The sequence below is a fragment of the Pacificoceanicola niger genome, assembly GCF_048553275.1.
Classification (GTDB): domain Bacteria; phylum Pseudomonadota; class Alphaproteobacteria; order Rhodobacterales; family Rhodobacteraceae; genus Pacificoceanicola.
The window spans coordinates 138437-156925 of record NZ_JBLZMW010000004.1 but is presented as its reverse complement, the minus strand read 5'-3'; the positions used below and the strand labels follow the sequence as shown (position 1 = coordinate 156925).

Here is an 18489-nt window from a genome sequence, read left to right as displayed (position 1 = left end):
CGCCAGCGTCGCTCCAGGAACAGGTAGCAACGGCCAGCCCTGCACCCCGGTCCGCTCAGGACGAGAGCTTTTCCTTGACCTTGCCACCAACCGCGCCAAAGTCCATCTGGCCGGTGTATTTCGCCTTCAGCGCCCCCATCACCTTGCCCATATCGCGGATCGAGTCAGCGCCGACCTCGGCGATTGCCGCATCAACGGCGGCTTCGACTTCGGCATCGTTCAATGCCTTGGGCAGAAATTCCCGGATGATCTCGATTTCCGCCAGCTCCCGCTCCGCAAGATCCAGCCGCCCCCCTTCTTCATAGGTCTTGGCACTCTCGCGGCGTTGTTTGACCATCTTGCCGAGGATCGCCAGAACCTCGGGCTCGCCCACGCCCTGTTCATTGCCTTCCCCACGGGCGGCGATGTCACGATCCTTGATCGCGGCATTGATCAGACGCAGGGTCGAAAGCCGATGCGTGGCCTTGTCTCTCATCGCCTGTTTCACCGCCGCATTCACTCTGGCACGCAATTCCATCAGCCTGACATCCCCTATTCTGGCACAAGTTTGCAGACTACCCAAACCCGCGACCGCGCGCAACCGCGCGCACACCGGGCTAACCCTTTGAATATAGGGAAAAAGACAATTCAGACTTGGCCTTGACCCCACCCCGCCGCCGCATTAGGTTCCGCGCAATTTGCCCCACATCACCGGAGTCGCTGCCATGCCATCCGCGCTCAAACCTACCGCCTGCCTCGCGCTTGCCGACGGAACACTGTTCTACGGACAGGGCTTTGGCGCCACGGGCCAGTGCACTGCCGAACTGTGCTTCAACACAGCCATGACCGGATATCAGGAGATCATGACCGATCCGTCCTATGCCGGCCAAATCGTCACCTTCACCTTTCCCCACATCGGCAACACCGGCGTCAATCCCGAGGATGACGAGACCGCCGATCCCGTCGCCGAGGGGATGGTCGTCAAATGGATGCCGACACAGAGCTCCAACTGGCGTGCGGCCCAGGAGCTGTCCGACTGGCTCGCGGCGCGCGGCCGTATTGCCGTGGGCGGGATCGACACACGTCGGCTTACCCGGGCGATCCGGGCACAGGGCGCACCGCATGTGGCCATGGCCCATGATCCCGAAGGCAACTTCGACATCGAAGCGCTGGTTGCTGCGGCGCGTGGGTTTTCCGGGCTCGAAGGTCTGGATCTGGCCAAGACCGTCACATGCGCACAAAGCTATCGGTGGGACGAAATGCGGTGGGCCTGGCCGGAGGGTTACAAGCCGCAGACCGCGCCCAAGCACAAGGTCGTCGCGATCGACTACGGTGCCAAACGCAACATCCTGCGCTGCCTTGCGTCCGCTGGCTGCGATGTGACCGTCCTGCCCGCCACGGCGAGCTATGACGATGTCATGGCCCACAGCCCCGATGGCGTCTTTCTGTCCAACGGTCCCGGCGATCCGGCGGCCACCGGCGCCTATGCGGTGCCGATGATCCAGGGGCTGCTTGAGAAAACCGACCTGCCGGTCTTTGGTATTTGCCTCGGGCATCAGATGCTGGCGCTGGCGCTGGGTGCGCGCACCATCAAGATGAACCACGGGCATCACGGGGCCAACCATCCGGTTAAGGACAAACAGACCGGAAAAGTTGAAATAACCTCGATGAACCATGGCTTCGCGGTCGACAGCCAGAGCCTTCCGGCAGGCGTGGTCGAGACTCACGTTTCGCTCTTTGATGGATCGAACTGCGGAATTCGCATGGAAAATCGGCCTGTCTTCAGTGTTCAGCACCACCCTGAGGCGAGCCCAGGGCCGCAGGACAGCTTTTACCTGTTCGAACGGTTCGCGACCTCTATGGATGCAGCCTAAAAGGTTAATTTAACTAGTTTTTAAGGCTTCTGGGTGTTCATGGACGCATCGTAAGGGATGTGAACCATGAGCACCCAAAGCCAATTGATCGACGCTCATCTGGCGCAGGCCGAGAACAGCCGCGGAAAACCTCTGTCGCGGCTCATGATAGATGGCGGACAGGTCGCCCCGCGCACCATGCTCGGCGCGCTTGCGGAATCCGCGCGCACCAACGCGCCCGTGTCCCGCGTTCTGGAGGCCGAAGGGCTTGCCAGTCGGGAGGATATTCTGGCCGCGCAGGCCAGCCACTATTCCGCCCTGATCGTCCGCCGCGAGGAAACCCCGCCGGACCCGTCGCTGGCCATGCTCCTGCCCGCCGATTTCTGTCTTCAGCACGGGGTGTTGCCCTGGGCCCGGGTCGGTGAAACGCTGCTTCTGGCCACAGCCCGGCCAGAGGAATACGAAGCGCTGCTTCAAATCCTGCCCGGCGACATGGGGCCTATGATGATGGGCCTCACCCTGGAAGCCGACATCCACGCCGAGATCGCCGTACGGCATGGGGAGGCCCTCGCCGCGCGCGCGGAGAGCTGGCGCGCCCCCGAGGACAGTTGCCGTGACATGAACCGAGCCGGGCCGACCGCCATCGTCGTGTCAGCCATCGCCGCCATGATCTGCATCGCCGGTCTTGTAATCGCGCCAGCGGTGTTCTTTGGATCGGCCCTTGCGCTCGCCCTCGGCTCACTGATCATGACGCAAGGTATGAAACTGATCGCGCTGTTTGCTGTGCCACGGCGCGGCGAACCGATCGAGCCGCCCAGATTGCCGCGGAACCCGCCGTCCATCTCGATTCTGGTTCCGCTCTACAAGGAACAGGAAATCGCCAGATCGCTCATCGCGCGCCTGACCCGTCTGACGTATCCAAAGGCGCTGCTCGATATTGTGCTGGTGCTTGAGGCAGAAGATGCCCAGACCCGCGACGCTTTGAACCGGACCGTTTTGCCGCCATGGTGCCGGGTTGTCGAGGTGCCGCCGGGTGCCGTAACGACCAAGCCACGCGCGATGAATTATGCCCTGCAATTCACCCATGGTGAGATTATTGGTGTCTATGACGCCGAGGACGCACCCGCGCCAGATCAGCTGACGCGGGTCGCGGAGCATTTCAGCCGTGCACCGCCAAATGTTGCCTGTCTTCAGGGCATCCTCGACTTTTACAACCCCCGGGCCAACTGGTTATCGCGATGCTTTGCCGTCGAATACGCGAGCTGGTTTCGTGTGTTGTTGCCCGGACTGGCGCGGATGGGCCTTGCGGTGCCCTTGGGGGGGACCACGATTTTCTTCCGGCGCGCGGCGCTGGAATCCGTGCAGGGATGGGACGCGCACAATGTGACAGAGGACGCGGACCTCGGGTTTCGCCTCGCCCGCATGGGCTTTGTGACGGAACTGATCCCGACAGCCACCCGGGAAGAGGCGAACAACCGCTTTTGGCCCTGGATCAAACAGCGGTCCCGCTGGCTCAAAGGCTATGGCATCACATGGTGGGTCCACAGCCGCCGTCCGGCCCGGCTCTGGCGCGAGCTGGGGCCGCGCCGTTTCGTTGGGATGCAGGTGCTCTTGATGGGCACGTTATTGCAATTCGCCCTGGCCCCGGTGCTTTGGTCGTTCTGGCTGGTATTGCTCGGCCTGCCGCATCCGCTGGATGGGTACCTGACCTCGGGGGCGATCCTTGGGCTGACCGTCCTGTTCCTGGCCGCCGAGGCGATTTCGATCGTGATTGGCCTCGCCGCCGTGGCGCGCAGCCCGCACCGCAACCTGACGCCCTGGGTGCCTACGCTGTTCGCCTATTTTCCGCTCGGGACCATCGCGCTCTACAAGGCTCTGTACGAAACGGTGTTCCGCCCCTTCTACTGGGACAAGACGCAACATGGCCATTCCGCTCCGGATACGCCGGCATCGGACATCCCGAACGATACATGAGACCCCGAACGCTCCAACGCCGCTCAGCCGTGTGAGAGAGAATCGAGCTTCAGCCGAGTGACAAAGGCAACGGAAATATGATCCCGCAGCGCTTGGTAGGCCGCGTCTTCATCCCGGCGCGCAATGGCGTCGACGATGGCCGAATGCTCTGACAACGCCTTCTCGCCCCGCCCTTCCGCCGCCAGCGATGTGGTCGCCATCAGCGCCATCGACCGGTGCACGAGATCAAGCTGCTGGACCAGAAAACGGTTGTGCGAGGCGAGATGAATCATCTTGTGAAACCGGCGATTCGCCCGGCTGAGCGCCGTCGGATCGTTCAGCAGAGCGCGATCTTCATCGACCATTTCCGCCAGAACCTGGATTTCCTCCTCGGTGGCATGGCGCGCCGCCAGACGCGCGGCCAGCCCTTCAAGCTCGCACCGCACCGCATAAAGCTCGGACATCTGGTTGTGATCAAGCGAGGCCACGATCAGCGAACGCCCGTCCCGCGTCAGAAGACTCTGGGTTTCGAGCCGCTGCAGCGCCTCCCGAATCGGAGTACGAGACACGCCGAAACGCTCCGCCAGCTCACTCTCCACGAGCCGATCCCCGGGCCGGTAAATCCCCCCGTCGATTGCCTCAAGAATGAGCGTATAAGCATCCTTCTGGGACGCGCGCGCCTGCGCCATGAAATTCCTCCCCTTCACATCGCGGCAACTTAGCCCTGTCCGCTCACGGCAATCAAGCAGCCCCATTGCCACAGGGCGCACCAAGGCATAGCGTCCACGCCATGGCCAAATCGTTTTTCTCTCACGTGCGTCACTGGGTCTTCGACCTCGACAATACGCTTTATCCCCCGGCGGCGCGCCTCTTCGATCAGATCGAGGTAAAGATGACGCAGTTCGTCATGCGGGCGACCGGCGCGGATCATGACACCGCTAACACTCTGCGTCGGCAGTATTGGGAGGTCCACGGCACGACGCTGGCCGGGCTGATGCGCGAGCATGATGTCGACCCCGAGGCCTACCTCGAAGAGGTGCACGACATCCAGTTTGACGCTCTGACCCCGGATCCGCATCTGGCGGAGCTGATTGCGGCCCTGCCGGGTCGCAAGATCGTCTACACCAACGGCAGTGCGCCCTATGCCGCTCAGGTTCTGCGCAGCCGCGGTCTCGACGCGGCGTTTGATGCGATCTACGGCGTGGAACATGCGGGTTACCTGCCCAAACCGGAGCGCAGCGCGTTTGAAACGGTGTTCGCGATGGACGGACTCGACCCGGACATCGGGGCGATGTTCGAAGACGACGCCCGCAATCTCGCCGCCCCGCATCAGATGGGCATGCGCACCGTGCATGTGGCGCCGGACCCGGAACCCCATCCCCATATCCATCATCACACGGACGATCTGACGGCGTTTCTGCGACGTCTTGTCTCGCGCTGAGCGGATCGGGTGCCGCCCCGGAAAACATACCGCTGAAATGCGACATTTTGTGCCTGTTACGGCGCACCGTGCACCATATGTGTCTCCTGAAATCACCCTTGCAGGAGCCAACCCATGTCGATCACCGAGACGTCCCGCACATCCGCCGCCAAGACCACCGGGTTTGATTCCGGCGAATGGATGGTCCTGCTGTTTGTGGCGCTCTTCGTTGTGGTCGTCGGTGCGATCACGGCCCTGTTCGGCCTGCCGGGGCTGGCAATGTCCGCGCTGACCATGGTGCCGATTGTCTATGCCGTGCTGATCCTGATCACCGTTGGCAAGTAAGCCGCATGGTCTTTTCCGCTGCCCCGGCCTAAATCCTCCACCAAGGAGTACGGACCATGGATCATGACATTGTCATTTCGGGTGGCGGCATCGCGGGCCTGACTGCGGCGGCGGCCTTTGCCCATGCAGGGTTTGATGTGCTTTGCGTCGATCCCGCGCCGCCAGTCACCGATGCAAAGACCGAGGGCGCGGACCTGCGCACCACCGCTTTTCTGCAGCCTGCGCGCATGTTCTTGCGGGAAGCCGGTCTCTGGCCGGGTCTTGCGCCCTTTGCGACGCCGCTGGAGGTCATGCGGATTGTCGACGCCGGCGGCGAGACTCCGGAGCCTCGGGTCATCAAGGACTTTGAATCGCAGGATATTTCAGACGAGCCTTTTGGCTGGAACCTGCCGAACTGGCTGCTCCGCCGGGAAATGGTGACCGATCTTCAGAAGCTGGAGCGCGTCACCTTCCGCCCCGGGACCGCCACCACCAGCCTGTTCACCCGCGAAGGCGAAGCACGGGTTGGCCTGTCGGACGGAACACGCGTCCGGTGCAGGCTTGTGATCGCCGCGGACGGACGCAATTCGCCAATGCGGCAGGCAGCGGGCATCGGCGTGAAGACCACACGGTTTGGCCAAAAAGCGCTGGCTTTCGCGGTGACCCATCCAATCCCGCATGGCAATGTTTCGACGGAAATCCACCGCACCGGCGGACCGTTCACGCTGGTCCCGCTGCCCGACAGGGACGGACGGCCCTGCTCTGCGATTGTCTGGATGGAGGAAGGGCCGAAGGCGGAGCGGCTCTTTGCTCTGGATGACACCCGGTTCGAGGCGGAGATGTCGGAACGCTCCTGCCATTTGCTGGGCCCGCTGACGCTGGCGTCTCGCCGCACGCTCTGGCCGATCATCGCGCAAGAGGCCGAACGCCTGAGCGGTCAGCGTCTGGCCCTCGTTGCGGAGGCCGCGCATGTGGTGCCGCCGATTGGCGCGCAGGGGCTGAACATGTCGCTGAGGGATATGACGGTTCTGCTGGAGCTCGCCAATGCGGCACCGGAGCGGCTTGGGGATGCGGCAATGCTCGATGCCTTCGAGCGCAGGCGGATGCCGGACATCCGCGCCCGTGTGGCCGGGATCACCTTGCTCAACAAGACGTCCATGATATCGGCCCCGGCGCTGCGCGACGCGCGAGCGAAGGCGCTCGATGCGCTGTACACGCTCAAACCCGTGCGCAAGACCTTGATGCAGCTGGGTCTGGGGGCGGGTTGACCACCGCCCTGCCCGATCTCAGATGACCCGATCCACCACGCGTTTGAGCCGCGCCACGGTGCCGTCAACATCATATAGCTTGTCGAGACCAAACAGCCCAAGCCGGAAGGTCGAGAAGCCCTCAGGCTCATCGCACTGCAGCGGCACGCCCGCGGCGATCTGCATGTCATGCGCGGCAAAGGCCCGGCCCGACTGGATTTCCGGATCGCTGGTGTAGCTGACCACAACCCCCGGCGCGCCAAAGCCCTCGGCGGCGACGGATTTCACGCCCTTGGCCGCGAGCATCGTCCGGACGGCATCGCCGAGCGCCCATTGCGCGCTCTTGAGCCGCGAAAACCCGTAATCCCGCGTCTCTGCCATTGTGTCGCGAAACATCTTCAGACCATCCGTGGGCATGGTCGCGTGATAGGCGTGGCCACCATTTTCATAGGCCGCCATGATCTGCTGCCACTTCTTGAGATCGACCGCGAAACTGTCGCTCTGCGTTTCTTCGAGCCGCGCCATACCGCGCTCCGACAGCATGACAAGACCCGCGCAGGGCGTCGAAGACCAGCCCTTCTGCGGCGCGGAGATCAGCACATCGACGCCGGTCGCCACCATATCCACCCAGATACAGCCCGAGGCAATACAATCGAGCACCATCAATGCGCCGACCTCATGGGCCGCCGCCGCCATCCGGGTGATGTAATCGTCCGGTAGGATCACCCCTGCGGAGGTCTCTACGTGCGGGGCAAAGACGACAGCGGGACGCAGCTCCGCGATCTTGGCTTCAACCTCCTCGATCGGTGCAGGCGCAAAGGGCGCGTCCTTGGCGTTGCCGGTCTGGCGTGCCTTCATGACCGTTGCCGATTGCGTCAGATCGGCGGATTCGATGATCTGGCTCCAGCGATAGGAAAACCAGCCGTTGCGCACCACCAGAACATCCTGACCGCGCGCAAACTGTCGCGCGACCGCCTCCATGGCAAAGGTGCCCCCACCGGGCACCAGCGCCACGCCCGAGGCATGATAAACGTCGCGCAGCATCGCCGAGATATCCCGCATGACCTGCTGGAACGTCGCTGACATGTGGTTGAGCGAGCGGTCGGTGAAAACCACCGAAAATTCGTCCATTCCATCCGGATCGACCGTCTCAAGCAAAGCACCCATGGCGCTTCCTCCTTGTTGTTCTGTCAAAAGGCGTAACGCAGCACAGAGTGCCACGACAGCCTGAAATCGCCAAAAACGTCAATCCGCAAGGAAATCTCAACCTGAATAGGCGACAGTCCGCATCGGATGATATGACAAAGAGGGCAGAATGCCTCTGACGCACCCTGCGGTCCTGACCGGCTTGCTTTGTATAATGATGGGTTTTGGCCAGTCCGGCGCTTTGCGCGCCGAACCGGTTGGCGTGTTCCTGCACGGTGGCGGCGGCAGGCCGCTTGTCGCGTTACAACGGCCCGACCCGGACGCGGGTAACACCCGCGCGGCCAGCCTGTTTGTCGGGCAGTCCGGCAACAGTTTCTTTGCGCCCCTGCCGGATCGCGCCGACGATCCGGTCCCGCGTGGCCTCACCCCGGCACGGTTCGCCGCGCCCATGGTCGGCGGCACACAGGTCGAGCGTCTGCGCCATCTGATCGCGCGCGCGGAAGCCGGACCCATGGGCTATGACGCGGTGGTCTATGCCGCGAAGATCAAGACGCCCCGGCGCCCGACCGCCATGACGATCCAGGAAATCTACACCTGGATCAAGGCGACCCCGGGACAGCATCATGCCATCGGTCGCTACCAGTTCATCCCCGCCACCCTGCGCCGCCTTGTGAACAAGCTGGGCGTCGATCCGAACACGCGTTTTTCCCCGGCAGTGCAGGACCGGCTTGCCGATCAACTGCTTCTGGAGGCCGGTTTGCAAAGCCTGATGGCCGGAAAACTGTCACGCCGGGATTTCATGAACAATATCGCAAAGATCTGGGCCGGACTGCCGAACTCGACCGGTAAATCGCACTACAGCGGCTATGCCGGAAACAAGGCAACGATGAGCTGGGCGCGGTTCGAGCGGGAAATGGCCGCGATCTTCCCCGGCTGAGCGCCGCTCCTACAGCGGACCGGCCAGACGCTCTTCGCTCAGCAAGACATTGGCATCCAGATTGCCAACCCCCGGCAAAGTCATGATCCGCCGCCGCAGAACGCGTTCGAAATCCGAAATGTCCCGCGCCACCACCCGCAGCCGGTAGTCATAAGCGCCAAGGACATGCTCCACCGTTTGCACCTCCGGGATCGCCGTCACCGCCCGTTCGAAATCCTCAAGGCTGACCCGGCCCTTCGCGGCCAGCTTCACCCCGAGAAACACAGTGACACCAAACCCGAGCGCCGCCGCGTCCACGTCAAGTCGCGCGGTCCGGAACACCCCCGCCTCGCGCAGCCGCTTGATCCGCCGCCAGCACGCCGGTTGCGACAGACCATGCGCCCGCCCGAGCGCCCCGGCACTGGCCGTCATGTCCTGCGACAACGCGCGCACCAGGGCGCGGTCGATCTCGTCAAGCACGATCACAGCGGCAGACTTTCTTGTGCTTTCAATTGCGCCACGTGCATCAACGCTTCGATATCCGCGATATGCGGCAGGGTCAGAAGACGCTCACGGTAAAGCCGTTGGTAATGCGCCATGTCACGGGCAATGACCGAGAGCCGCACGTCCACCTGCCCAAGAAAGGTCTGGATCTCAAGCACCTCCGGCACCTCGCGCGCCGCGCCAAGAAATTCGTCAAAGGCGCGCGGCTGCGTCTTGTCCAGCGTGACACGCAGGCTGACTTCCACCTCATAGCCGAGCGCGGGCCAATGGATGACCCCGCGCACACCGCGCAACACCCCCTTGTCGCGCAACCTGTCGAGCCGCCGCGCCAGCGTCGAGGCGGTGACCCCTGCGCGCTCCGCCAGATCGGACGCAGCAGACTCAGGCGCGGACTGGTAATAGCGCAGTATGCGCCGATCCGTATCATCAAGCATGAAAACACCGGGAAAGACCGATTTGACGAATTGTTCTTCTTCTCTTTCTCAAATACTCAATCGAAACGCAAACACTCTCGCGCTCCGGCGCGTAGAGTGCGCGTCAATCAACAACACCAAAGAGACGTTGAAGGAAGGACCAAACCCATGCGCGTTTACTATGACCGTGACTGTGATGTGAACCTCATCAAGGACAAGAAAGTCGCCATTCTCGGCTACGGCTCCCAGGGCCACGCCCATGCGCTGAACCTGCGCGACAGCGGTGCCAAGAATGTTGCCGTCGCCCTGCGCGAAGGCTCTGCCTCGGCCAAGAAATGCGAAGCCGAAGGCCTTCAGGTCATGGGCATCTCCGAAGCCGCCGCCTGGTGCGACGTGATCATGTTCACCATGCCCGACGAACTGCAGGCAGAGACCTACAAAAAGTACGTGCATGACCACCTGAAGGAAGGCTCCGCCATTGCCTTCGCCCATGGTCTGAACGTGCACTTCGGCCTGATCGAGCCGAAGCCGGGTGTCGACGTCATCATGATGGCGCCCAAAGGTCCGGGCCACACCGTGCGCGGCGAATACACCAAGGGCGGCGGCGTGCCCTGCCTCGTGGCCGTGAACAACGACGCCACCGGCAAGGCGCTGGAGATCGGCCTGTCCTACTGTGCCGCCATCGGCGGTGGCCGGTCCGGGATCATCGAAACCAACTTCCGCGAAGAGTGTGAAACCGACCTCTTCGGTGAACAGGCGGTTCTCTGCGGCGGTCTTGTCGAGCTGATCCGCATGGGCTTCGAGACGCTGGTCGAAGCGGGCTATGCTCCGGAAATGGCGTATTTCGAGTGCCTGCACGAAGTGAAGCTGATCGTGGACCTGATCTACGAAGGCGGCATCGCCAACATGAACTACTCGATCTCCAACACGGCCGAGTATGGCGAATACGTCTCCGGCCCGCGCATCCTGCCCTACGAAGAGACCAAGGCACGGATGAAGGCGGTTCTGACCGACATTCAATCCGGCAAGTTCGTGCGTGATTTCATGCTCGAAAACGCCGTCGGCCAGCCGTCTTTCAAGGCGACCCGCCGCATCAACGACGAGCATCAGATCGAAGCCACCGGCGAGACTCTGCGCGGCATGATGCCGTGGATCTCCGCTGGCAAGATGGTCGACAAGTCCAAGAACTGATCCCGACCAAAGGGTCAGGGTTCGGGGCGGCGCGTCAAGGCGCCGCCCTTTTTTGCAGATACCCGAAACCATGATGTCCCGAACGCCCCCGACGCCAGAGATCCGCCCTGCCGGACCCGAACACGCGGACCAGATTTTCAGCGCGGCCGAAACCACCTTCGAGCTGCACCGCGCGCACCGTCCGGGACAGGAAAAGACCTTTGAAGGGTCGGATCTGCAAGCGTTTCTGTGCCAGGGCTTGAATCGGTACGGACAGCACCGCGTCTTTGCCGCGTTTCTGAATGCCCGTCTCATCGGGTACATGCTCATCAGCGCACCAAAGCCGGGCAGCGCCCTGGCCTTCGTAAACGACATCTGGGTGCACGAACGTCACCGTGGCAAAGGCATTGCGCCGAGCCTTCTGGCTGAGGCCATCCGCAACCAGGAAGATGCCGGGTGGGGCTATCTCGCCGCAACGATCGCCGATTGGAATACTGCGTCCCTCGGAGCCTTCCGCCGGGCCGGGTTTCTTGAATGGAAGAACCACGGCCTCAAGGATGATGGCCACGGCTTTCACATCCTGGTTAGACCGCGCAGGGGAAAGGTCCTGCCCAGGCCTCTCCTGCGCTGGTTCTGGCTGCTTGGGGCGGTCCCTGTTCTCATCGCCTTCGCCCTGAGCGTCCTGACCCTCTGACCCTCTGACCCTCTGACCCTTCGAAATCCGTCTCGCGCCAAAGGGCGCAACGTGGTCAAAATGGACTTTTCGCCATTTGCGTGTATAGTTCCCGGACTTTCATCAGTTTTCCCGGAGGTCCATTTCATGTTCCGCATTTCCCTCATCGCTGCGGCCATCTGCATGGCCAGCCAATCCCCGGCGGTCGTTGTCGGCGGCGCGCTTACTGGAGGCGGCGCGCTCACGAATGGCGGCAGTTTCATCGAACTGACAGGCAGCAGCCTGTCCGGCATTTCGGTCGGCAACGACAACTTCAACGATTTCAACGTGTACGCCTTCAATGAGGATCAGAACATTACGATTCCCTCGCCGATTTCCGTCAACGTCGGCACCTCTCCGACAACCGGCCAGATTGTGGCAAGCCATTACGTGCTCTTTGATCCGCTGAACACCACGAGCGCCGTCGGCTATGTCCTCTTTGATGCCGAGATTTACGGGATTGCCACCTCCACGACCAATCTCAATAACTCCGATTTCCTGATCAACAACTCCGTAACCTATGAGAATCCCTCGCTACGCGGGCTTGAAGGCGGCGACAGCGTTACGATCAACGCCAGCAATCCGTTTCGGCTGGATTTCGATTTCACGGCCAGCAGTCCGGGCGATTACGTCCGGGTTTTCACCATGGAATCGCCGATGGCCGCTGTCCCCATTCCCGCTGGCGGGCTGCTCCTGCTTGGTGCCCTTGGCGCCGGGGCCGCGACGCTGCGGCGCAGGCGCAATCCGGCAGGCTGACAGCCTCTTGCCGGGGGCGGCAATCCGGTCTACGCCGCCTCCATGCAGACACCTGACATTACACCCCGCAGCTGGGCCATGGTATTGGCGCTTGGCTTCGTCTGGGGCGCGACATTCCTGTTCATGGAGATTGCCCTCCGTGGCATCACGCCGCTCTGGCTCGCCGCCGGGCGCATCGGCTTTGCCATGCTGCTGACCGTCGTGATCTGGCGCATGCTTGGCGGCAAACTCTTTCTCTCACAGGAAAAAGCCTGGGGCGCGTTGATCGTTGTGGGGGTCCTGTCCACCGCCGTTCCCTTCGTGCTGCTGTCATGGGGGTTACAGTATGTGACCTCCGGTTTCGCCGGTGTGTCGATGGCCGCCGTGGCGTTGATGGTGCTGCCGCTTGCGCATTTTTTCGTACCGGGAGAGCGCATGACCCTGCGCCGGTTGATCGGCTTCCTGGTCGGCTTTGCCGGGGTGGCCATTCTGATCGGCCCCGAAGCGCTGGCGCAAAGTGGAGAGGCGCTGGAGCCGCTTGGCCGGCTGGCCTGTCTCGCTGCGGCGGGCTGCTATGCCGTCAGCTCGGTCACGATGCGGCGGATGCCACCGGTGGACAGTTTCGGCCTCGCCGCCGTGCCCCTGATCATCGGCAGCGCCTTTGTCATTCCACTGGCCTGGCTGCAGGAAGGTCCGCCCCCCCTGCCCGATCAGCAAACGCTGCTTGTGGTGGCGATTCTGGGGCTTCTGCCCACCGCCGGGGCCAACCTGTTACGGGTGCTGGTGATCCGCAGCGCCGGGCCGGTGTTCATGAGCCTGACGAATTATCAGGTGCCGCTGTGGTCGGTGTGCCTCGGGGTCTTGCTGCTCGGCGAGCCGCTGCGCCCGAGCCTGCTCATCGCGCTGGTGCTGATCCTCGCCGGAGTGTTCGTGAGCCAGTGGGGCGCGCTCAGACGCCTGTTCGGACGGTAGGCGCGACCTTTTCCGCCGCGCCATCTGAGTGTCTCAGCCGTCCAGTTTCGTCAGATCCGCCACCTGCAGGCAGGTCTTGCGGATCGTGCCGAGCAGGTTCAGGCGATTGCGGCGGACGATCTGGTTCTCCGAATTGACCTGCACCGCCTCGAAAAAGGCATCAATGGGCACGCGCAGACCTGCCATGGCTTCCATTGCCGATGCGAAATCTTCCTCGGCCATCGCGGGCTTGATTGTCTCATCTGCCGCCTCCAGCGCGGAAAACAGCGCCTTTTCCGCGTCTTCCTCGGCGAACTTGATGTCCGCCCCAAAGGAATATTCAACGCCATCGGCGCTTTCTGCCTGAGACAGGATGTTGTTCGCCCGCTTGAAGCCCTGCACGAGGTTCGTGCCCTCCTCGGAGCCGACCATGGCCTGCAACGCCTGAGCGCGTTTCACCAGCAGCGTCAGATCGTCTGCGTTCGGCATGGCAAGGCAGGCGTCGATGACGTCGTGGCGGATGCCTTGGTCGCGCAGGAAGACTTTCAGTCGGTCGTGGATGAAGGAGAGGAGGTCGGCGGCGATATCGTTAAGGTGGCGCTTGAAGGCGGTAAAAAGCTTCAAAGAGTTGTCAGAGAAATTATTGTTTTTTTCCTCTTCTGCTGCGTCAAAGCGAACAACCCAATCAATCAGGCTTTCGTTTTCTTCGCCTGGTTCCCAAAGCAAAAAGCGGACACACTCCATCAGAGCTTCCACAGGGGCGAGCATCTCTTGATTATCGAAAATATCGAGGCATTCATCGATAGTACGTGTGACTGCGGCCAAATTGTCGGCGATCTTTTCGGCAAGCTCTGCCCTTTCGACTTTATCCCTTGAGTCAATTATGTCGTCTGCAAGTTGGTAACCAATCGCGTTGTAAACATCATACCGGTCCAATCTGAGCGCTGTAGTCTGGACTATTTGTTGCAGAAGGATTTTGTGCAGGCCAACCCGCAGCCCATTCCCCACAATCAACCGAATGACACCCAAGGCCGCGCGGCGCAGCGCAAACGGGTCTTTCGAGCCGGTCGGCTTTTCGTCGATGGCCCAAAAGCCGGTTAGCGTATCGAGTTTGTCGGCCAGCGCCACGGCGACGGAGGTCGGCGCGGTGGGCACATCATCGGACGGGCCGAGCGGCGAATAATGCTCTTGAGCAGCCGCTGCGACGTCCGCCGGCAGCCCTGCGGCCTCGGCGTAATACCGCCCCATGAGCCCCTGCAATTCGGGGAATTCAAAGACCATTTCAGACGAGAGGTCGGCCTTTGCCACCTCTGCCGCCTGCCCGGCGCGATCTGCATCCGCGCCGATCAGCGGCGCGATTTCCCGGGCCAAGGCGGCGATACGATCGATGCGCTCCTTCTGGCTCCCGAGTTTGTTGTGGAAGGTCACGTTCGACAGCCGGTCCGTCCAGGCCGTCAGCCCCGCGCCCGTCGCCACGCGCAGATCGTTCTCCCAGAAAAACTTCGCATCCGACAGACGCGCGGCGAGCACCTTTTGGTTGCCCGCCAAGATCGTCGCGCCATGGTCGGCGGTTTCGATATTGGCGACGGTCACGAATTTCTCGATGCGGCCTGTCTTGGGGTTCTTCACGGAAAAGAACTTCTGATGTTCCTTCATCGAGGTTTGCAGCACCTCCGGCGGCAGGCCGAGGAAGTCCTCGCCAATCGCCCCCACCAGCACAACGGGCCATTCGACCAGCCCGGCCACCTCGCGCAGCAGCCCGGCGTCCTCGACCACCTCCAGCCCTTGGGCAAAGGCCTGCGATGTGGCCTCCTGCCAGATGGCATCGGCCCGCTCTGCGGGGTTCAGCATGACCTTGGCTCGCTTCAGTTTGGCCTCGTAATCCTCGAAAGACGACACATCGAAGGCGCCGTTGCCCATGAAACGGTGGCCTTCGGTGGTTTGCCCGGACAGGATGCCATCAATGTCGAGCGGAACAACCTCGGCCCCGGCCTCATCGGTCAGAATACACACAATACGGTGCAGCGGACGCACCCAGCGCAGACTGCCCCGCCCCCAACGCATGGACTTCGGCCACGGGAAGGTGCGGATCGCCTTCTCCAGAACCTCGGCCACGATGGCATCGGCCTTGCGGCCCGGCGTTGTGACCTTTGCGTAATAGAAGCTGCCCTTCTTTTCCTCGCGTTCTTCGAGATCCTCGCGCGCGACCCCGGCCCCGCGCATGAACCCTTCCAGCGCCTTTTCCGGCGCGCCGACTTTCGGGCCACGGCGCTCCTCGGTCAGCGTCGGGCTTTCAGCGGTCAGCCCCTCGATGGTCAGAGCAAGACGGCGCGGCGTGCTGAAGGCGGCGGCCCCGGAATAGGTCAGACCGGCCTCGACGAGGCCATCGGTCACCATCTTTTTCAGGTCATCACCGGCCTTGCCCTGCATGCGGGCCGGGATTTCTTCGGAAAAGAGTTCGATCAGAAGGTCGGGCATGGGTTCACCGGCAGAAGCGCCCGCGCCGGAGCACGGGCTGGGATGGATTTGCCTTGGTGATTACCGGGCAGCGCCCCGAGGGGCAAGCGGTTAGGCCAACGCCTCGTCGAGCTTGCCTTCCGCTTCGAGCTTTGCCCGGCGCGCCATGGTCATCACGTCCGGTCCGGCGCGGCGCGGAATGACGCGATACACGCCTTCGATGACGTTCTCGACCGCGAAGGCCACGAGGCCCAGACCAACAACCGCCAGCAAAATTCTGCCGTAGGCGACCTGCCGGATTTCGCCCAAAGCCTGCCCGAGGCCGCCCGCTTCGGAGGCGTTGGCAGTGAGCCCGGCAAAGACGATCAGAATGCCGATGATCCCGATCACCGCCCCCTCTGCAATGCAGCCGAATTTCAGCACCGGATCAAGGCGACGCGTGGTCCTGGTGACACGGATGTGCTCTTTGTATTTCTCGGCGATGCCTTTGTAGGCGTAGTAAATCCCGGCGCCGATCGTCACGAGCCCGACCCCGGCCACAACCCACTTCCCATAAGGCAGTTCCATGATGCGTTGCACGGCGCTCTGTGTACCGCCGCCACCGGAGCCGCCCTGCCCCAAAGCGAGACTGATCACGGATACTCCGATCCCGGCATGGATCAAACCGGTGATTGTCAGACCGGCGCGAGCCAGAATGCCCTTCGCATCGTGGCCATAATCCTCAAGGTCCATCCAGGCATCGACAAGACGCCAGAGTGTATAGGCAAACAATCCCAGACCCACGGCAAAGAGCAATGGCGTGCCCCAGGGTTCGGACTTCAGGTCCGCCAGGGCATCGGTGGTCCCCTGCGCCGCGCCGCCTTTGATCGCAGCCGTGACGGCAAGCGCGCCCACCACGGTGTAAACGGCGGCGCGGGCAAAGTACCCGGCACGCATGACGGGAACGACCCAGGCGGGGGCTTTGTCGGGCATGATTGTCTCCTCGGTTGAAGAGAGAGCGCGCGAACCTCCTGTTTTGTTCCCGACACAGGGCGCATCAAGAGCGGCGCAGAGCCTGCGTCAGTCGCGCTCGGGGCAATCGTCGCCCAGCGGCGTGCCGTCATAGGCCTTGTCACCGCATTCGTTGATTTCCTGCCAGACATAGCCGCGCCCATCGTCGGTAATGGCGACGACGCGGTCGATCCCGAACTCGATGTTGCGCTGCCCGGCAAAGACCAGCGCGCTGCCCGCGTCGATCTGTTCGCCAATCATCGCGGCGTCAAAACACTCGAACCAGTCCGGCGCGAGCCGGGGCTCGGCCCCTTCGTAGGGTTCATAGGTTTCGGTCATCATCGGCAACGACATCGTGGTGGTGAAGCAGGCGCGATACCGGATCGGAGAGCTGTCCGCGTCGATGGCTGTGAAGCTGTCGTAGAGGATCGGCTCCGGCTCACCGGTGACGAGGTTGGTCAGCAGAACATCGGTTGTGCCATTGGCCTCGACCGGCTCATAATACTGGTAAACCTGCGCGTAATAGACCACCGCGCCAAAGGCCAATGCACTGATCACGATGGCCCCCGCCATGATTTTCCCGATCACGCGGCGTTCCCCCCGGCGTCCGTCAGCACAAAGGCATCGGCGCATTGCTTGGCCAACGCCCGGACGCGGCCGATGTAGGCCTGCCGTTCGGTCACGGAGATGACGCCGCGGGCGTCGAGCAGGTTGAAGATATGGCTGGCCTTGATGCATTGGTCATAGGCCGGATGCGCCATGATGATGCGCTTGTCAGTTTTCTGGTCGATGTGCTCCTGCGCGAGGATGGACGCGCACTCGGCTTCGGCGTTTTCGAAGTCCTTGAACAGCTTGTCGGTGTTGGCCACGTCGAAGTTATGGCGCGAGTATTCCTCTTCCGTCTGGCGGAACACGTCACCATAGCTCAGCGGGATCGGCGCGCTCGGGTCGTTGAACGGCATCTCCATCACGTGATCGACGCCGAGCACATACATCGCCAGACGTTCCAGACCATAGGTCAGCTCGCCCGAAACCGGGTGGCAATCATGTCCGCCAACCTGCTGGAAATAGGTGAATTGCGAGACTTCCATCCCGTCACACCAGACCTCCCAGCCAAGGCCCCATGCCCCCAAGGTCGGGCTCTCCCAATCGTCCTCGACAAAGCGCACGTCGTGCAGGCCGAGGTCGATGCCGATGGCCTCAAGCGAGCCAAGATACAGCGCCTGAAGATCGGGCGGCGACGGTTTGATCAGCACCTGATACTGATAATAGTGCTGCAGCCGGTTGGGATTTTCGCCATAGCGGCCATCAGTGGGACGGCGAGAGGGCTGGACATAGGCTGCGGCCCAGGCCTTCGAGCCGAGCGCGCGCAGCGTCGTGGCCGGGTGGAAGGTGCCCGCGCCCACTTCCATGTCATAGGGCTGCAGCACGGCGCAGCCCTTCGCGGCCCAGTATGTCTGAAGCCGCAGGATGATTTCCTGGAAACTGCGCGGTTTGAGGCTGGTCTCGGCCATGACGTCCTTCCCGATCCTGATTGACGCCTGATTAGGCACAGCAGGGGCGAATATCAACCCGAATGGCGCGTGCCGGGACGTTCCGGCGCAGCACCAAAGTGTAGCGGGTGTACAAGAGATCACCCGGAATTGAAAAGGTAAGGATATTTTGACGTGCGCGCCACGGGGCATCTGTTAAACAGGATTGCACCACGAGACATGGAAC

Annotated in this window: 19 protein-coding genes; 10 read left to right on the top strand and 9 right to left on the bottom strand. The window is 62.3% G+C overall.

Translation table 11 applies throughout. The annotated features are described in order from the left end of the window. Positions 1-55 precede the first annotated feature (55 nt). Positions 56-517 (bottom strand): GatB/YqeY domain-containing protein, encoded by a 462-nt coding sequence (locus tag ACN2XU_RS07745; RefSeq protein ID WP_419409847.1) that lies wholly within the window; start codon positions 515-517, stop codon positions 56-58. 187 nt (positions 518-704) lie between these two features. Between ACN2XU_RS07745 and carA the strand changes: the two genes are divergently transcribed. Both carA and ACN2XU_RS07735 read left to right on the top strand, forming a co-directional pair. Continuing rightward, on the top strand, positions 705-1853 hold the full coding sequence (gene carA / locus ACN2XU_RS07740) for a glutamine-hydrolyzing carbamoyl-phosphate synthase small subunit (protein ID WP_419409846.1): 1149 nt from the start codon (positions 705-707) through the stop codon (positions 1851-1853). Positions 1854-1919: 66 nt separating this feature from the next. Further along, positions 1920-3806, top strand: a complete 1887-nt coding sequence (locus ACN2XU_RS07735; RefSeq protein ID WP_419409845.1) for a glycosyltransferase family 2 protein — start codon at positions 1920-1922, stop codon at positions 3804-3806. Positions 3807-3829: 23 nt separating this feature from the next. Here the strand turns inward: ACN2XU_RS07735 and ACN2XU_RS07730 are convergent, their stop codons facing one another. After that, positions 3830-4474, bottom strand: a complete 645-nt coding sequence (locus tag ACN2XU_RS07730) for a GntR family transcriptional regulator (protein WP_419409844.1) — start codon at positions 4472-4474, stop codon at positions 3830-3832. Positions 4475-4575: 101 nt separating this feature from the next. On the opposite strand from ACN2XU_RS07730, the gene ACN2XU_RS07725 reads away from it, so the two are divergent. The 3 genes from ACN2XU_RS07725 (at position 4576) to ACN2XU_RS07715 (ending at position 6797) form a co-directional block, all read left to right on the top strand. Then, a complete protein-coding gene (locus tag ACN2XU_RS07725; protein WP_419409843.1) occupies positions 4576-5226 on the top strand; it encodes a pyrimidine 5'-nucleotidase in 651 nt (216 codons plus the stop codon). A 114-nt stretch (positions 5227-5340) separates the two neighbouring features. Then, entirely contained in the window at positions 5341-5550 is a 210-nt protein-coding gene (locus ACN2XU_RS07720) for a hypothetical protein (protein ID WP_419409842.1), read from the top strand. 56 nt (positions 5551-5606) lie between these two features. Beyond that, the gene (locus tag ACN2XU_RS07715; RefSeq protein ID WP_419409841.1) at positions 5607-6797 is read left to right on the top strand and encodes a UbiH/UbiF family hydroxylase; all 1191 of its coding nucleotides are present in this window, start codon (positions 5607-5609) and stop codon (positions 6795-6797) included. Positions 6798-6815: 18 nt separating this feature from the next. Here the strand turns inward: ACN2XU_RS07715 and ACN2XU_RS07710 are convergent, their stop codons facing one another. Then, entirely contained in the window at positions 6816-7943 is a 1128-nt protein-coding gene (locus tag ACN2XU_RS07710) for an aminotransferase class V-fold PLP-dependent enzyme (RefSeq protein ID WP_419409840.1), read from the bottom strand. Between the two features lie 148 nt (positions 7944-8091). Here ACN2XU_RS07710 and ACN2XU_RS07705 point away from each other — a divergent pair, with 148 nt between their 5' ends. Beyond that, entirely contained in the window at positions 8092-8859 is a 768-nt protein-coding gene (locus tag ACN2XU_RS07705) for a hypothetical protein (RefSeq protein WP_419409839.1), read from the top strand. Positions 8860-8868: 9 nt separating this feature from the next. Here ACN2XU_RS07705 and ACN2XU_RS07700 read toward each other — a convergent pair whose 3' ends face one another. Beyond that, positions 8869-9324, bottom strand: coding sequence for an Lrp/AsnC family transcriptional regulator (locus ACN2XU_RS07700; protein ID WP_419409838.1), 456 nt, complete (start codon positions 9322-9324; stop codon positions 8869-8871). After that, positions 9321-9776 (bottom strand): Lrp/AsnC family transcriptional regulator, encoded by a 456-nt coding sequence (locus ACN2XU_RS07695; protein WP_419409837.1) that lies wholly within the window; start codon positions 9774-9776, stop codon positions 9321-9323. The genes ACN2XU_RS07700 and ACN2XU_RS07695 overlap by 4 nt, the downstream gene beginning before the upstream one ends. 147 nt (positions 9777-9923) lie before the next feature. Here ACN2XU_RS07695 and ilvC point away from each other — a divergent pair, with 147 nt between their 5' ends. The 4 genes from ilvC (at position 9924) to ACN2XU_RS07675 (ending at position 13344) form a co-directional block, all read left to right on the top strand. Next, positions 9924-10946 (top strand): ketol-acid reductoisomerase, encoded by a 1023-nt coding sequence (gene ilvC, locus ACN2XU_RS07690; RefSeq protein ID WP_419409836.1) that lies wholly within the window; start codon positions 9924-9926, stop codon positions 10944-10946. A gap of 73 nt (positions 10947-11019) precedes the next feature. Further along, positions 11020-11619 (top strand): GNAT family N-acetyltransferase, encoded by a 600-nt coding sequence (locus tag ACN2XU_RS07685; RefSeq protein WP_419409835.1) that lies wholly within the window; start codon positions 11020-11022, stop codon positions 11617-11619. A gap of 126 nt (positions 11620-11745) precedes the next feature. After that, positions 11746-12393: a hypothetical protein gene (locus tag ACN2XU_RS07680; protein ID WP_419409834.1), complete on the top strand. Its 648-nt coding sequence runs from the start codon at positions 11746-11748 to the stop codon at positions 12391-12393. Positions 12394-12435: 42 nt separating this feature from the next. Then, the gene (locus ACN2XU_RS07675; protein WP_419409833.1) at positions 12436-13344 is read left to right on the top strand and encodes a DMT family transporter; all 909 of its coding nucleotides are present in this window, start codon (positions 12436-12438) and stop codon (positions 13342-13344) included. A 33-nt stretch (positions 13345-13377) separates the two neighbouring features. Here ACN2XU_RS07675 and glyS read toward each other — a convergent pair whose 3' ends face one another. The 4 genes from glyS to ACN2XU_RS07655 all read right to left on the bottom strand — a co-directional run bounded on the left by glyS (position 13378) and on the right by ACN2XU_RS07655 (position 18284). Continuing rightward, entirely contained in the window at positions 13378-15801 is a 2424-nt protein-coding gene (gene glyS, locus ACN2XU_RS07670) for a glycine--tRNA ligase subunit beta (protein WP_419409832.1), read from the bottom strand. Positions 15802-15891: 90 nt separating this feature from the next. After that, the gene (locus tag ACN2XU_RS07665; protein ID WP_419409831.1) at positions 15892-16752 is read right to left on the bottom strand and encodes a DUF1206 domain-containing protein; all 861 of its coding nucleotides are present in this window, start codon (positions 16750-16752) and stop codon (positions 15892-15894) included. A gap of 87 nt (positions 16753-16839) precedes the next feature. Further along, positions 16840-17358 (bottom strand): DUF6446 family protein, encoded by a 519-nt coding sequence (locus tag ACN2XU_RS07660; protein ID WP_419409830.1) that lies wholly within the window; start codon positions 17356-17358, stop codon positions 16840-16842. Next, complete coding sequence (locus ACN2XU_RS07655; protein ID WP_419409829.1) at positions 17355-18284, bottom strand: glycine--tRNA ligase subunit alpha; 930 nt, start codon at positions 18282-18284, stop codon at positions 17355-17357. Before ACN2XU_RS07655 ends, ACN2XU_RS07660 begins: the two co-directional genes overlap by 4 nt. Between the last annotated feature and the right edge of the window lie 205 nt (positions 18285-18489).